This window comes from Streptomyces sp. NBC_00190 (genome assembly GCF_036203305.1).
Taxonomy (GTDB): Bacteria; Actinomycetota; Actinomycetes; order Streptomycetales; family Streptomycetaceae; genus Streptomyces.
Genome location: NZ_CP108131.1, coordinates 4,079,840 through 4,093,743, shown reverse-complemented (window position 1 = coordinate 4,093,743; position 13,904 = coordinate 4,079,840). Strand labels below are relative to the sequence as shown.

The following is a 13,904-nucleotide window of genomic DNA, read 5'->3' as shown; positions in this document are numbered from 1 at the left end:
GAAGATCACTGTTAGTGATCGTTTAGCGGTGCCACTCGGGCGAACACGCGAGTTTCCTCGTGGGCGCACGGTGACAGCCAGGCGATGTCCCGCCACAACGATTCATTCTCTGGAGCCCCCGAGTGAGCAAGCGCACCTTCCAGCCGAACAACCGCCGTCGCGCCAAGACCCACGGCTTCCGCCTGCGGATGCGTACCCGTGCCGGTCGCGCGATCCTCGCGAACCGTCGTGGCAAGGGCCGCGCCGCCCTTTCCGCGTAACAAGCACGCAGGTCGTGACGTCGTGCTGTCTCCCGAAAATCGGCTGAGGCGGCGCGAGGACTTCGCGAGCGCGGTACGTCGAGGACGTCGGGCCGGTCGCCCACTCCTCGTCGTCCACCTACGTACAAGCGGTGCAACGGACCCGCACGAGCCGGGGGAGATCGATCCCTCGACGCGTGCGGGTTTCGTCGTCAGCAAGGCTGTCGGCAACGCCGTCATACGTAACCGGGTGAAGCGCCGTCTGCGCCATCTGGTCCGGGAGCGGCTGTCTCAGCTGCCCGCCGGTAGCCTGGTGGTGGTACGTGCGTTGCCCGGAGCGGGTGATGCCGGCCCCGACGAGCTGGCCCGGGACCTGGATGCCGCTCTGGTGCGGCTCCTGGGAGGCGTGGCTCGATGAAGTACCCGCTGCTCGCTTTGATCAAGCTGTACCAGTGGACGATCAGTCCGCTGCTCGGGCCGGTGTGCCGCTATTACCCGTCGTGCTCGCACTACGGATACACGGCCATCGACCGGCATGGTGCGGTCAAGGGGACGGTCCTGACCGCCTGGCGGATCCTGCGGTGCAATCCGTGGTCCCCCGGTGGCGTGGACCATGTCCCACCCCGTAAACGCCCGCGTTGGCACGAGCAGCTGCGCAGTGCGTTGCGTAGATCTCGCAATGCTCAAGGAGCCTGATTAGTGGACACGATTGCCAATCTGTTCAGCTTTATCACCACGCCCGTCTCGTGGGTCATCGTCCAGTTCCACTCGCTGTACGGCGCGATTTTCGGCCCGGACACCGGGTGGGCCTGGGGCCTGTCGATCGTGTCCCTGGTGGTCTTGATCCGTATCTGCCTGATCCCGCTCTTCGTGAAGCAGATCAAGGCGACGCGCGGTATGCAGGCGCTCCAGCCGAAGATGAAGGCGATCCAGGAGCGCTACAAGAACGACAAGCAGCGTCAGTCCGAAGAGATGATGAAGCTGTACAAGGAGACGGGTACCAACCCGCTCTCCTCGTGCCTTCCCATCCTGGCGCAGTCCCCGTTCTTCTTCGCGCTTTACAGCGTGCTGTCGGCCATCGCCAACGGGAAGACCATCGGCGTCATCAACCAGTCGCTGCTGGAGAGCGCGCGTCAGGCGCACATCTTCGGGGCGCCGCTGGCCGCGAAGTTCACTGACAGTGCCGAGAAGGCCGCTTCCCTGGGCGCCTCGATCACCGATGTGCGTGTCGTCACCGCCATCATGATCGTCCTGATGTCGCTGTCGCAGTTCTACACCCAGCGTCAGCTGATGCAGAAGAACGTCGACCTGTCGGTCAAGACGCCGTTCATGCAGCAGCAGAAGATGCTGATGTACATCTTCCCCGTGATCTTCGCGGTCATGGGCATCAACTTCCCCGTCGGTGTTCTCGTCTACTGGCTGACCACGAACCTGTGGACCATGGGCCAGCAGATGTACGTGATCAACCAGAACCCGACGCCGGGCAGCAAGGCTCAGGACCAGTACCTGACGCGCCTGCTGAAGCACGTCAGCTCGCACGGTGAGGTCAAGGGCCGGGGCAAGAAGAAGATCGTCGCGGCGATCGTGGCCAAGGGCCCAGACCGCAACGACAACGAGCGCAAGTTCATCACCGCGCTGACCAAGCAGGGCATGGCCGCTCAGACGGACGGCTCGGTGATCAAGAGTTCTGAAGCCACGGCCGACGCGGACGCGGCGAGCGGCGGTGTCGCCACGAAGCGGCAGCAGCCCAAGCGGCAGTCGAAGTCGAAGCGTCAGACGCCCCCCAGCAAGCCCTCCAAGAAGTAAGAAGGAGTCCCTCCCGTGACGGAAGGCACCACCACCGCCGCCGCTGAGAGTGGCGACACCCTGACCCGCCTCGAGCAGGAGGGTGAGATCGCGGCCGACTACCTTGAGGGTCTGCTGGACATCGCCGACCTCGACGGCGACATCGACATGGACGTCGAGGCCGACCGGGCCGCGGTGTCGATCGTCAGTGACTCCGCCAGCCGCGACCTGCAGAAGCTCGTGGGCCGCGACGGTGAGGTTCTGGAGGCTCTGCAGGAGCTGACCCGCCTCGCCGTGCACCGGGAGACCGGGGACCGCAGCCGGCTGATGCTGGACATCGCCGGGTTCCGCGCGAAGAAGCGTGAGGAGCTGGCGGCGCTGGGCGCTCAGGCGGCGGCGGACGTGAAGGCGTCCGGCGAGCCGCTGAAGCTGGCCCCGATGACCCCGTTCGAGCGGAAGGTCGTCCACGACGCCGTGGCGGCCGCGGGTCTGAAGAGCGAGTCCGAGGGCGAGGAGCCGCAGCGCTTCGTCGTTGTGCTCCCGGCCTGACCTGTAGTGCGAGTGTTCGGCCCCGTCTGTGTCGCAGACGGGGCCGATGTTTGTCAGCCTGGCATGTGAACGACGCGCCATTTTGAAGACGTGGTTCTTCAGAACCATGCGGTACGGAAGGGACGGTCCCCGTGACGGAGGCAGCTGAGCTTCCCCCGGCGCCTGAAGAGGCGCGCGCGGTGTTCGGTGAGTTTTTCCCGGAAGCTGTGCGGTACGCGGAGCTGCTGGCCGATGCGGGAGTCAAGCGCGGCCTGATCGGGCCGCGTGAGGTTCCGCGGCTGTGGGAGCGGCATCTGCTGAACTGCGCCGTGCTGTCGGAGGTGGTGCCGCAGGGCGTCACCGTGTGCGACGTGGGTTCGGGTGCGGGTCTGCCCGGAATCCCGCTGGCGCTGGTGCGGCGGGATCTGAAGATCACGCTGCTTGAGCCGCTACTGCGGCGGACGACCTTCCTCCAGGAGGTCGTGGAGCTGCTGGGCCTGGACCACGTCACGGTGGTGCGCGGTCGGGCCGAGGAGGTTCTCGGCAAGCTGCAGCCGGTGCACGTGGTGACGGCCCGCGCGGTGGCTCCGCTGGACCGGCTGGCCGGCTGGGGCGTGCCCCTGCTGCGTCCGTACGGAGAGATGCTGGCGCTCAAGGGCGATACCGCCGAGGAGGAGCTGGTGTCGGCGAAGACGGCACTGACGAAGCTCGGTGTGGTGAAGACCTCGGTGCTGCAGGTGGGCGAGGGCGTGGTGGACCCGCTGTCGACAGTGGTGCGGGTCGAGGTCGGAGAGAGCCCCGGTGGGGTGAGGTTCGCGGCCAAGCGGGCTAAGGCTGCGCGGACCAGCCGTACACGTCGGCGCCGCTGAGGCGCCGACAGTCGGCGTTTCCTGCGGAGATTTAGGGTGTGTTGGGCCCTATAGGTATGGATTTCGGAGTGTCGTAGCGGCCTGGTGACTCCGTCCCGGCATCGTGTTTCACGTGAAACGTCGCTCTCTGCTGCACGGAATCATCAGCCGCGGTCGTGCGGCCGCGTCCCCCCGTCACCGCAAGCACGAAGGGGGGACGGAGTTGTCCACATCGGTGGATTCATCCACAGGAGTACGGGCCCCGCTGGTTCGCGACCCGGGTGACATGGCAGGCTCTGTTCATCGCGAGCCTGATGTCGAGGAGAGTGACACCGTGCGGTCCGACGCCAACCTCGCGGGGCCGATGGCCGACCCGGTCCCCGGTCCCCGCTCTGAATCGGCGGGCGAGGATGTTTCACGTGAAACATCGACCCCCCTTGTAGACAACGACACCCCCATCGGCCGAGCCGCCCAGCTGGCCGTCGAGGCCCTGGGGCGTGCCGGCCAGGGTCTGCCCCGGCCGGAGCAGACCCGGGTCATCGTGGTCGCCAACCAGAAGGGCGGCGTGGGTAAGACCACGACGACCGTGAATCTGGCGGCCTCGCTGGCACTGCACGGGGCGCGGGTCCTGGTGGTCGACCTCGACCCGCAGGGCAATGCCTCGACGGCGCTGGGTATCGACCACCACGCGGACGTGCCGTCGATCTACGACGTGCTGGTGGACAGCCGCCCCCTGCTGGAGGTCGTCCAGCCCGTGGCGGATGTGGAGGGGCTCTTCTGTGCTCCGGCCACGATCGACCTGGCAGGTGCGGAGATCGAGCTGGTGTCGCTGGTGGCCCGGGAGAGCAGGCTGCAGCGGGCGATCCAGGCGTACGAGCAGCCGCTCGACTACATCCTGATCGACTGCCCTCCGTCGCTCGGGCTGCTGACGGTGAACGCCCTGGTGGCCGGAGCGGAGGTGTTGATCCCGATCCAGTGCGAGTACTACGCGCTGGAGGGTCTGGGTCAGCTGCTGCGCAATGTCGATCTGGTGCGGGCCCATCTGAACCCGACGCTGCATGTGTCGACGATCCTGCTGACGATGTACGACGGCAGGACCCGGCTGGCCTCGCAGGTGGCGGAGGAGGTGCGCAGCCACTTCGGCAAGGAGGTGCTGCGGACGAGCATTCCGCGATCGGTGCGTATTTCCGAGGCGCCGAGCTATGGGCAGACGGTACTCACGTACGATCCGGGGTCCAGTGGTTCCCTCTCCTATCTGGAGGCGGCGCGTGAGATCGCGTTCCGAGGGGTGGGGATGCAGTACGACGCCCAGCAGGCCCATCTGGGCGCGGGCATGAACAGCACGCAGAGTGCGGCGGAGGGGATCCAGTGAGCGAGCGACGTAGAGGTCTGGGACGAGGGCTCGGTGCGCTGATTCCCGCTGCGCCGCAGGAGAAGACGCCGCCGGTGATCGCTGCCGGGTCGACGTCTCCGGCGGCGGTGCCGGTGTTGACCTCGGAGCGTGGGATCGCGGCGGCGAAGCTGGCTTCGCTGACGCAGGCGGATGTTTCACGTGAAACATCCGTCGTCGCGCCGGTGGAGGAGCCGGTGCCGGCGGCGCCGGAGACCAATGTGGTGGCGGGAGCGACGTTCGCGGAGCTTCCGATGGACGCGATCACGCCGAACCCGCGGCAGCCGCGCGAGGTGTTCGACGAGGACGCGCTCGCCGAGCTGGTGACCTCCATCCAGGAGGTGGGTCTGCTCCAGCCGGTGGTGGTGCGGCAGTCGTCGCCCGGCCGCTATGAGCTGATCATGGGTGAGCGGCGCTGGCGGGCCTGCCGGGAGGCCGGTCTGGAGAACATTCCGGCGATCATCCGGGCGACGGACGACGACAAGCTGCTGCTGGACGCGCTGCTGGAGAACCTGCACCGGGCTCAGCTGAACCCGCTGGAGGAGGCGGCGGCGTACGACCAGCTGCTGCAGGACTTCAACTGCACGCATGACCAGCTGGCGGACCGGATCGGTCGCTCGCGTCCGCAGGTGACGAATACCCTGCGGCTGCTGAACCTGTCGGCTCCCGTACAGCGTCGGGTGGCGGCCGGAGTGCTGTCGGCGGGACATGCGCGGGCGCTGCTGTCGGTGGAGGACACCGAGCAGCAGGACCGGCTGGCGCACCGGATCGTGGCCGAGGGGCTGTCGGTGCGGGCGGTCGAGGAGATCGTCAAGCTGATGGATTCGGATCCGGCGAGTGTGGCGAAGCCGAAGGGCCCGCGTGCGGGTACCCGGGTAGCTCCGGCGCTCAGCGAGCTGGCGACGCGGCTGTCGGACCGGTTCGAGACGCGGGTGAAGGTGGATCTGGGCCAGAAGAAGGGCAAGATCACCGTCGAGTTCGCGTCGATGGAGGATCTGGAGCGGATTCTGGGGACGCTGGCGCCGGGTGAGGGCCGCGTTCTGGAGCAGGGGCTGTCGGGGGAGTGATCCCGCAGCCGCCGAGGGGCGGATCGTGGCGGTTCCCACCGTCGCGGTCCGCCCCTTCGCCGTGTTGCTGCTGTCGAAAGAGCGGGGGCCAGTGGATACGATGCCTCCATGGGTCGTCGGCTGGTACCGCTCACGCTGGACAACCTCCAGGACCTGCCCCGTCGTTGCCGGTCCTGTGTGTTCTGGGAGCTGGATCCGGTCAGCGGTGAGGCCGCCGTGAAGGCGGGTACGCCGGCGCTGGAGAAAGAGGCCTGGATCTCCGCCGTCCTCCTGGAGTGGGGATCGTGCGGCCGTGTGGTCTACGTGGACGAGGTCCCGGTCGGGTTCGTGCTGTACGCGCCGCCCGCGTACGTACCGAGGGCAACGGCGTTTCCGACCAGTCCGGTCTCGCCGGATGCCGTTCAGCTGATCACCGCTTGGATCATGCCGGGGTACCAGGGGCAGGGGCTGGGGCGGGTGATGGTCCAGACGGTGGCGAAGGACCTGCTGCGCCGGGGGTTCCGTGCCATCGAGGCGTTCGGGGATGCGCGTTGGGAAGGGCCGGCGTGCCTCCTGCCGGCGGACCATCTGCTCTCGGTGGGCTTCAAGACCGTGCGTCCCCACCCGTTGCATCCGCGGTTGAGGCTGGAGCTGCGGTCGACGCTGTCGTGGAAGGAAGACGTGGAGCTGGCGCTGGACCGGCTGCTGGGGGCTGCGCGCAAGGAGCCGGCGCTGCGTCCCCTGTGAACCGGGGAACGTGAAACGGGGCCGCCCCCTGTCAGGGGGCGGCCCCGTTTCACGTGAAACCCTCCCTGGCTACCGCTGGGTGGGGCCCCTGGACGTCAGGCGCTCTTGACCTCGACGAAGTCCGAGAGGTCGCGCAGGATGGCGGCCTTCGGCTTGGCACCGACGATGGTCTTGGCGACCTCGCCGCCCTGGTAGACGTTCAGCGTCGGGATGGACATGACGCCGTACTTGGCGGCCGTGGCCGGGTTCTCGTCGATGTTGAGCTTGACGATCTCGATCTGGTCGCCGTACTCGGCGGCGATCGCCTCGAGGGACGGCGCGATCTGGCGGCAAGGTCCGCACCAGGCGGCCCAGAAGTCCACCAGTACGGGCTTGTCGCTCTTGAGGACCTCGGCGTCGAAGTCAGCGTCGGTCACGTTCTTGAGGGTGCCGGCCACAGCGGCCTCCTTCTTCTTCCTGCGGGGTGTGGGGTGGGGCTGGTGTGAGGGTCAGACGGCCGCGTGAGCCTTCTCGGCGTCCGCGAGGGCGGCGAGGAAGCGCTCGGCGTCGAGGGCCGCGGAGCAACCGGTGCCCGCGGCGGTGATCGCCTGACGGTAGGTGTGGTCCACGACGTCGCCGGCGCCGAACACGCCGGTCACGCTGGTCCGGGTGGAGGGGGCGTCGACCTTGAGGTAGCCCTCGCCGTCGAGGTCCAGCTGGTCCTTGAACAGTTCGGTGCGCGGGTCGTGGCCGACGGCGATGAAGAGGCCGGTGACGGGCAGCGCGGAGGTCTCGCCGGTCTTGGTGTTGCGGAGGGTGAGACCGGAGAGCTTCTGCTCGCCGTGGATCTCGGCGACCTCGCTGTCCCAGGCGAACTTGATCTTCGGGTCGGCGAAGGCGCGGTCCTGCATGGCCTTCGACGCGCGCAGGCTGTCGCGACGGTGGACGATCGTGACGGACTTGGCGAACCGGGAGAGGAAGGTGGCTTCCTCGATCGCGGTGTCGCCGCCGCCGACGACGGCGATGTCGTGGTCCTTGAAGAAGAATCCGTCGCAGGTGGCGCACCAGGAGACGCCGCGGCCGGAGAGGGCGTCCTCGTTGGGGAGGCCGAGCTTGCGGTGCTGGGAGCCGGTGGTGACGATGACGGCCTTGGCGCGGTGGACGGTGCCGGCGGTGTCGGTGACGGTCTTGATCTCCCCGGTGAGGTCCACGGACACGATGTCGTCCGGGACCAGTTCGGCGCCGAAGCGCTCGGCCTGGCCACGCATGTTGTCCATGAGGTCCGGGCCCATGATGCCGTCCTGGAACCCCGGGAAGTTCTCCACCTCGGTGGTGTTCATCAGGGCGCCACCGGCGGTGACGGCACCTTCGAACACCAGGGGCTTGAGCGAAGCGCGTGCGGTGTACAGGGCGGCGGTGTAACCGGCCGGCCCGGAGCCGATGATGATCACGGTTCGGACGTCGCTCACGGGTTTCTTCCTCGTTTCTGCGGACTGCGTGCTGCCTACCGGGGGCCGGTGCGGACTCTCACCCCACCCAACTGATCCTACGGCGCATGCATTCCCTGCCTGTCCCGGTGCGGCCTTACGTGTCGCTAACGGGGATAGGTGTTCGTCAGCAGGAGTTTTCCAGGGGTCGCCGGAGCGGTGTTCTCGCAGCCGGTGTCGACGAGGTAAGCGTCGACGAGGGAGGCGTCGCCCGGGTGCGGCAGGACGAGCAGGTAGGCGGGAGTGCCCTGGTAGCTGCCGCGTTCGGCGGCGATCGGGGTCTCCGGGCGGCCGGTGGCGCGTTGGACACAGGCGGGGACGGAGGCCGCCTGGCGGTCGTTGGGGGCGATCCCGGGGGCCGGAGTGTTCTCCAACCCGTAGGTGTTGTTCTGCTCCCCCTGGGTGGCTGCCTTGGCGCCCTGCCCGGAGCCGAGGAGCTGCTCGACGCTGCCGCGCAGGCCCTGGGCGGTGTAGGCACTGTCGGTGGGGGGCTGGGCGGCGGAGGTCGCTGTTTCATGGCGGGCTGTGGCGTCGTGGGAGGACGGGCCGGAGAGGTCGGCGAACAGGAAGATCCCGAGCGCGCAGGCGGCGGCCCCGGCCAGGCCGGTGAGGACGGCGATTCGGCGGCGGGCGCGGCGTCGCCCGGGTCCGCTTGGGCCGTTCGGGTGGCCGGCGGGCGATGTTTCACGTGAAACATCGCGGGAGGTCGGCCGGGGACGGGCGGCGGACGCGGGCCGAGTGTCCTCGTCGGAGGCCTGGGGGGTGGTGGAGTCGAGGAGGGCTTCGGCCGCGAGGGCCGCGTCGATGCGGCCGGCGATGTCGGCGGGCATCCGGGCGGGGCCCGGGAGGGTGCCCAGGAGGGCGCGGATCTCGTCCAGGGAGGCGCGGACGTCGGCGCACAGGGCGCAGTCGCCGAGGTGGCGCCGGACTTCGGCGCTGCGGGCCGGGGAGAGGAGTCCTTCGGTGAGGTCGGAGATCTCCGAGACGTCCGGGTGCCGAATGGCGCCGGTCGTGCCGGTCGTGCTTGCCGGGGGGGTCACGGTCGTCCACCTCCGCCCTTCACTGCGTCTGGGTCTGGGTGCCTGGGGTCTGCCGCTGGTGGGACGGCTGCGCCCGGCGTCCGGTTCCTTCCCCGCTCGGTGGCGGTGTTATCCCCGGCATTCGTGCGCAGATGAGTGAGCATCGGCAGGAGTTTCGCCCGGCCGCGTGCGCAGCGGCTCTTCACGGTGCCGGTGGGCACGTCAAGGATGCGGGCGGCTTCGGCGACGGGGTATCCCTGCATGTCGACGAGGACGAGTGCGGCCCGCTGTTCGGCCGGGAGGGTGCTGAGGGCGGCCAGGAGCTGGCGATGGAGGTCCTGGCGCTCCGCGGGGGCCTCGGCGGACTCATGGGGCTCCAGGAGGCGCTCCAGGCGGTCCGTGTCGTCGAGGGGGGCGGTCCTGCGCGAGGCGGCTTTCCGGGCCCGGTCCAGGCAGGCGTTGACGGTGATGCGGTGCAGCCAGGTGGTGACGGCGGAATCTCCGCGGAAGGTGTGGGCGGCCCGGTAGGCGGAGACGAGGGCGTCCTGCACCGCGTCGGCGGCCTCCTCCCGGTCGCCGAGCGTGCGCAAGGCCACCGCCCACAGCCGGTCGCGGTGCCGCCGCACGAGCTCACCGAAGGCGTCGGGGTCTCCGGCGACGTGCATCGCCAGGAGTTCCTGGTCCTGTGCCGAGACGGGGTCCTCAGCCGCAGGCCTCATGATTCCCCTCCTGGTTGGCGCCGTGCTGCGAGAGCTTTGCTCTCGCAGCCCCCCTTCGCTATGAGGTTCGAGAGAACGAGACGTTCGTGATGCCCTGCTTGTAGCCGGCGCCGCTGTAGTCGGAGACGCCGGACTTCGGCATGGCGGTGAGCCACAGGACCACGTAGCGCGTCTTGACCGGAGTCTTCGTGACGAGGTCGAGCTGCTTGTCGGAGGTGGTCCCGGTGGCGATCTTCTGCAGGCTGCTGACCGGGGTCGACGGCGACATGTTGGGTGCCGCGTAGATCGTCGCCGTTGTGTGGTCGCCGCTGAACTTGAACGCTATCGAGGCGGCGGTCACATCCTGCTCCGAGCCGAGGTCGAAGACGAGCCCCACCCCCTCCTTGTAGGCGCCCAGGTCGGGCCCGTCGGTGTACGCGTAGGTCCGCCAGAAGGAGTTCGGGTCGCCGTCGTGGCTGTTAGAGGCGCCCTCGATGTTCTGAGGCTTGCCGTCCGGGTAGTACTCCTCGGCCTTCTTGATGGACAGAGGGGTACGCTCCGGCTCCTTCGGGGTGTCGTCCGGGCCCGTCTTGGTGTTGTTGTTGGTGGTGCCGCTGTTGCCCTTCTGGGTGCCGTGGCCCAGCAGGGTGTCCGCGAGCTGCCAGCTGCCGAGGCCGAGGGCGGCGATGAGCAGGGCGGCGACGCCCCACTTCAGGGCGCGGCCGGTGCGGCTCTGCAGCGGGGGCGGCGGGGGAGCGACGGTGACGGTCTGCGAGGAGGGTACGCCGGGGGGCGTGGGGCGGCCGTAGCTGCCCTGCTGGTAGGTGGTGTGCTGGTACTCGGGCGGGGCGGTGAAGGCGGGCTCCGGCGGCCGGATGCGGGGCATCGCGGCGACGGCCTTGGCCAGCTCCTCGGGGGTGGTGCAGGCCGGTTCCTGACGGGAGGCGGTGGCTCCGTCGTTGGCGAGGGCGCGCATCGCGAGCTCGCCCAGACCCCGGTGGACACCGGCGCGGACCTGGTCGGGGGCGATCAGGCCGACGCCCTTGGGTAGGCCGGTGAGGCCGTAGGCGTCGCTCTCGTACGGCCAGCGCTGGGTGAGGGCGGCGTACAGGAGTGCGCCGATGGCCTCGGTGTCGGCACGCTGGGGGGTCTCGCTGGTGATCCCGCGCAGGGCGGCGTTCACCGCGAGGCCGCGGATGCGGTACTGGCCCGTGGAGGTGCGCAGTATCGCGCTCGGCGTCAGGCGCAGGTGGGCCAGGCCTTCGCGGTGTGCCGCGGCCATGGCCTGGGAGATCTGGCTGACGAGCTGGTAGGCCTCGTGGGGTTCCAGGGGGCCCGCGGCGAGGAGCGCGGTGAGCTCGGTGGCGTCGGGCAGCCACTCGTGGACGACGTAGACGAGGTCGTTCTCCTCCACGGCGTCGAGCACCTGGACGAACCGGGGGTCGCCGAGCAGGGCGGAGGAGCGCGCTGCGGCCAGGACGGAACGGGCCCGCGGATGGTCGGCGGGGATCAGGTGCACGCCCACGGCCCGACGCAGCTTCTCGTCCATCGCGCGCCAGCTGCTGAATCCGTCCACACGGGTGACGCACTCTTCGAGCCGGTAGCGTCTGGCGAGCTTGTGGCCGCTGTGGAGTTCGGGTGCGGCCGCGGGGGCCGCGGTCGTGCGTTCGCCGTCCTTTTCGGGCATGGGTCCGTCCGCGGCTCGTCCGTTCTGGATGTCCACCCCGTCGGCCGTGGCCTTGTCCGCTTCTGCGGCCAGCGGCTTGTCGCCACTGTTGTCGGCCACGTCGACGGCGGCCGTGCTACGTTCCGCCACCGTCGTTCCCGCCTCCCCATCCGTTGCACGCTGTTGGCCAGTCTGCGAAGCCATGCCAATTGTGCCCACAGTCCGACGCTATGCACGACACACGAAGGGGGGCGACGGTTGTGCGCATCAGCGCCCCAAACGTCCGCGGACCATTCCGACCATCGAGTTGAGCTCTTCGATTCGCATCCGCTTGGCGGCGATGAGGAACACGGCCGCGAGGGCGATGCCGCCGGCCACGAGGGCGGCGGCGGAGCCGACGACTCCGCTGCCCAGCCACTGGGTGACCGCGTAGGCGGCGGCGCCGCCCACGGCGGCGGCCGGGACGCAGGCGCCGGTGAGGCGGGCGTAGGTGCGCATCACGTGGGCGCCGTCGAGGTCGCCGCCGAGGCGGGTCTTCAGCCGGCGCCAGGCGACGCCGACTCCGACGGTGTAGCCGAGGCCGTAGGCGGCGGCCATGCCGACGACGGCCCACCGGGCGGGGAGGACGAAGAAGGAGGCTGTTGAGACCGCCGCGTTGACGGCGGCGACGATGACGGTGTTGTAGAAGGGCGTGCGGGTGTCCTCGTAGGCGTAGAAGCCGCGCAGGACCACGTACTGGACCGAGTACGGGATGAGGCCGAGGCCGAAGGCCATCAGGACGTAGCCGATGTTCTGTGCGCCGGCGCCGGAGCCCGCGTAGAGCAGGGTGGCCATCGGGACGCCGAGGGCGAGGAACGCGAAGGCACAGGGCACGATCGCGACGGCCGAGGTGCGCAGCCCGTAGGAGATGTCGTCGCGGACGGCGGCGGCGTCTCCGTCGTGGGCGGAGCGGGAGATGCGCGGCAGGACGGCCGTCATGACGGAGACGGTGATGATGGCCTGCGGCATCTGCCACAGCAGAAGCGCGTAGTTGTAGGCGGTGATGCCGGTACCGGGGTGACCCTGCTTCTCCGCGACGGATCCGGCCCAGGTGGCGAGCTGGGTGACGACGACGAGCCCGATCTGGTTGGCGAGGACGAAGAAGAACGTCCACTTGGCCAGGCCGGCGGCCTTGCCGAGTCCGTGGCCCTTCCAGTCGAAGCGCAGGCGCGGCCTGAAGCCCGCGTCGCGCAGGTAGGGGAGCATGGCCAGGGCCTGGACGGTGAGGCCCAGCAGGGTGCCCAGGCCCAGCAGGCGGACGCCCTCGGCGGTGACCGTGGTGGCGTTGACGCCGGAGGTGGTGAAGCCGCCGAACGCCCAGATGAACGCGCCGAAGGTGGCGATGACGACGATGTTGTTGAGGACCGGGGTCCACATCATCGCGCCGAAGCGGCCGCGGGCGTTGAGGATCTGACCGAGGACCACGTGGACGCCCATGAAGAACATCGTGGGCAGGCAGTAGCGGGCGAAGGCGACCGCGACGTCCATCTGCTGGGGGTCGGAGGCGATCTTCGGCGACATCATCGTGATGAAGACCGGTGCCGCGAGGACGCAGATGGTCGTGATGGCGGCCAGGAGGACCACGACGAGGGTCAGCAGCCGGTTGGCGTACGCCTCTCCCCCGTCGTCGTCGTTCTTCATGGCCCGGACCAGCTGCGGGATGAAGACGGCGTTCAGGGCGCCGCCGCCGACCAGCACGTAGATCATCGTGGGCAGGGTGTTGGCGATCTGGTACGTGTCGTTGAACGTGCCGACGCCGATGGCGCCGGCGATGACCAGGGTGCGCAGGAATCCGGTGATGCGGGAGACGATCGTGCCGGCGGCCATGAGCGCGCTGGACTTCAGGAGGCTGGACGCGCGTCCGGCGGGCTTGCTCGGCGCCGGGGCGGCGACGGGGGCGTCCTCGGCGGGAGTGCGGGGAGCCGCCTCCTGGTCCCGGTAGAGGTGCGCGAAGGCGTCGGGTTCGGACGGCGCGTCCGCCGCCTTGGTGACGAGGGAGTCCACGCCGACGAACTCGGTGGTGGTGGCGTGGTCGCCGTACGGCAGGTGGCGGGAGGGCCCGTCCGGCTCGGGCGGCGGGGTCTGGGCCCAGACGCGCGGGTCGGGGGAGTAGGAGGGCGCGGTCGGGGCGGCGTAGAGCGGGCCGGGCTCCTGGTAGGTACCGGGCGGCGGCGGGGGGTGTGCGGCCCGGTCGTAGAGGACCTCGGCGACGGGGTCCTGGGCGGACAGGTCCTGCGACCGGTAGGGGTCGTGGTCGTAGGCGTCCTGGACGTACGGGTCGTGGTCCGGCGCGGGCGCGGGCGCGGGAACCTGCCCGGGCACCGGAGTGCTCGGGGCAGTGCCCTGGGAGGGCGCGGGCCCACCAGTGCCCTGCGCGCGGTCACCGTCGTACGGCGCGTTCATCGAAACCCCACCTCATCGTCCCCAGGCCGA

At 69.4% G+C, this 13,904-nt stretch carries 15 protein-coding genes; 9 read left to right on the top strand and 6 right to left on the bottom strand.

What is annotated here, in order from left to right; genetic code table 11:
• Positions 1-122 precede the first annotated feature (122 nt).
• From rpmH to OG429_RS19635, 9 genes are all read left to right on the top strand, one after another.
• Positions 123-260: a 50S ribosomal protein L34 gene (rpmH, locus tag OG429_RS19675; protein ID WP_008741645.1), complete on the top strand. Its 138-nt coding sequence runs from the start codon at positions 123-125 to the stop codon at positions 258-260.
• A 22-nt stretch (positions 261-282) separates the two neighbouring features.
• Positions 283-657, top strand: a complete 375-nt coding sequence (gene rnpA, locus OG429_RS19670) for a ribonuclease P protein component (protein WP_328926602.1) — start codon at positions 283-285, stop codon at positions 655-657.
• Positions 654-935 carry a membrane protein insertion efficiency factor YidD gene (yidD, locus tag OG429_RS19665; RefSeq protein ID WP_075970728.1) on the top strand — a complete coding sequence of 94 codons (282 nt, stop codon included), beginning with the start codon at positions 654-656 and terminating at the stop codon, positions 933-935. Before rnpA ends, yidD begins: the two co-directional genes overlap by 4 nt.
• Positions 936-938: 3 nt before the next feature.
• Entirely contained in the window at positions 939-2,045 is a 1,107-nt protein-coding gene (gene yidC / locus OG429_RS19660) for a membrane protein insertase YidC (RefSeq protein ID WP_328926601.1), read from the top strand.
• 15 nt (positions 2,046-2,060) lie between these two features.
• Complete coding sequence (locus tag OG429_RS19655) at positions 2,061-2,573, top strand: Jag family protein (protein ID WP_030153171.1); 513 nt, start codon at positions 2,061-2,063, stop codon at positions 2,571-2,573.
• A gap of 131 nt (positions 2,574-2,704) precedes the next feature.
• Entirely contained in the window at positions 2,705-3,421 is a 717-nt protein-coding gene (gene rsmG, locus OG429_RS19650) for a 16S rRNA (guanine(527)-N(7))-methyltransferase RsmG (RefSeq protein WP_328926600.1), read from the top strand.
• 265 nt (positions 3,422-3,686) lie between these two features.
• Positions 3,687-4,772, top strand: a complete 1,086-nt coding sequence (locus OG429_RS19645) for a ParA family protein (protein ID WP_328930347.1) — start codon at positions 3,687-3,689, stop codon at positions 4,770-4,772.
• Positions 4,769-5,857, top strand: coding sequence for a ParB/RepB/Spo0J family partition protein (locus OG429_RS19640; RefSeq protein ID WP_328926599.1), 1,089 nt, complete (start codon positions 4,769-4,771; stop codon positions 5,855-5,857). Before OG429_RS19645 ends, OG429_RS19640 begins: the two co-directional genes overlap by 4 nt.
• A gap of 108 nt (positions 5,858-5,965) precedes the next feature.
• Positions 5,966-6,583: a GNAT family N-acetyltransferase gene (locus OG429_RS19635; protein ID WP_328926598.1), complete on the top strand. Its 618-nt coding sequence runs from the start codon at positions 5,966-5,968 to the stop codon at positions 6,581-6,583.
• A gap of 95 nt (positions 6,584-6,678) precedes the next feature.
• Here OG429_RS19635 and trxA read toward each other — a convergent pair whose 3' ends face one another.
• The 6 genes from trxA to murJ form a co-directional block, all read right to left on the bottom strand.
• A complete protein-coding gene (gene trxA / locus OG429_RS19630; protein WP_328926597.1) occupies positions 6,679-7,020 on the bottom strand; it encodes a thioredoxin in 342 nt (113 codons plus the stop codon).
• Between the two features lie 51 nt (positions 7,021-7,071).
• On the bottom strand, positions 7,072-8,031 hold the full coding sequence (trxB, locus tag OG429_RS19625) for a thioredoxin-disulfide reductase (RefSeq protein WP_328926596.1): 960 nt from the start codon (positions 8,029-8,031) through the stop codon (positions 7,072-7,074).
• Positions 8,032-8,156: 125 nt separating this feature from the next.
• Positions 8,157-9,089: an anti-sigma factor family protein gene (locus OG429_RS19620; protein ID WP_328926595.1), complete on the bottom strand. Its 933-nt coding sequence runs from the start codon at positions 9,087-9,089 to the stop codon at positions 8,157-8,159.
• A complete protein-coding gene (gene sigM / locus OG429_RS19615) occupies positions 9,086-9,787 on the bottom strand; it encodes an RNA polymerase sigma factor SigM (RefSeq protein ID WP_328926594.1) in 702 nt (233 codons plus the stop codon). The genes OG429_RS19620 and sigM overlap by 4 nt, the downstream gene beginning before the upstream one ends.
• Positions 9,788-9,845: 58 nt before the next feature.
• Entirely contained in the window at positions 9,846-11,582 is a 1,737-nt protein-coding gene (locus OG429_RS19610) for a protein kinase family protein (RefSeq protein WP_328926593.1), read from the bottom strand.
• A gap of 117 nt (positions 11,583-11,699) precedes the next feature.
• On the bottom strand, positions 11,700-13,874 hold the full coding sequence (murJ, locus tag OG429_RS19605) for a murein biosynthesis integral membrane protein MurJ (RefSeq protein WP_328926592.1): 2,175 nt from the start codon (positions 13,872-13,874) through the stop codon (positions 11,700-11,702).
• Positions 13,875-13,904: the final 30 nt, after the last annotated feature.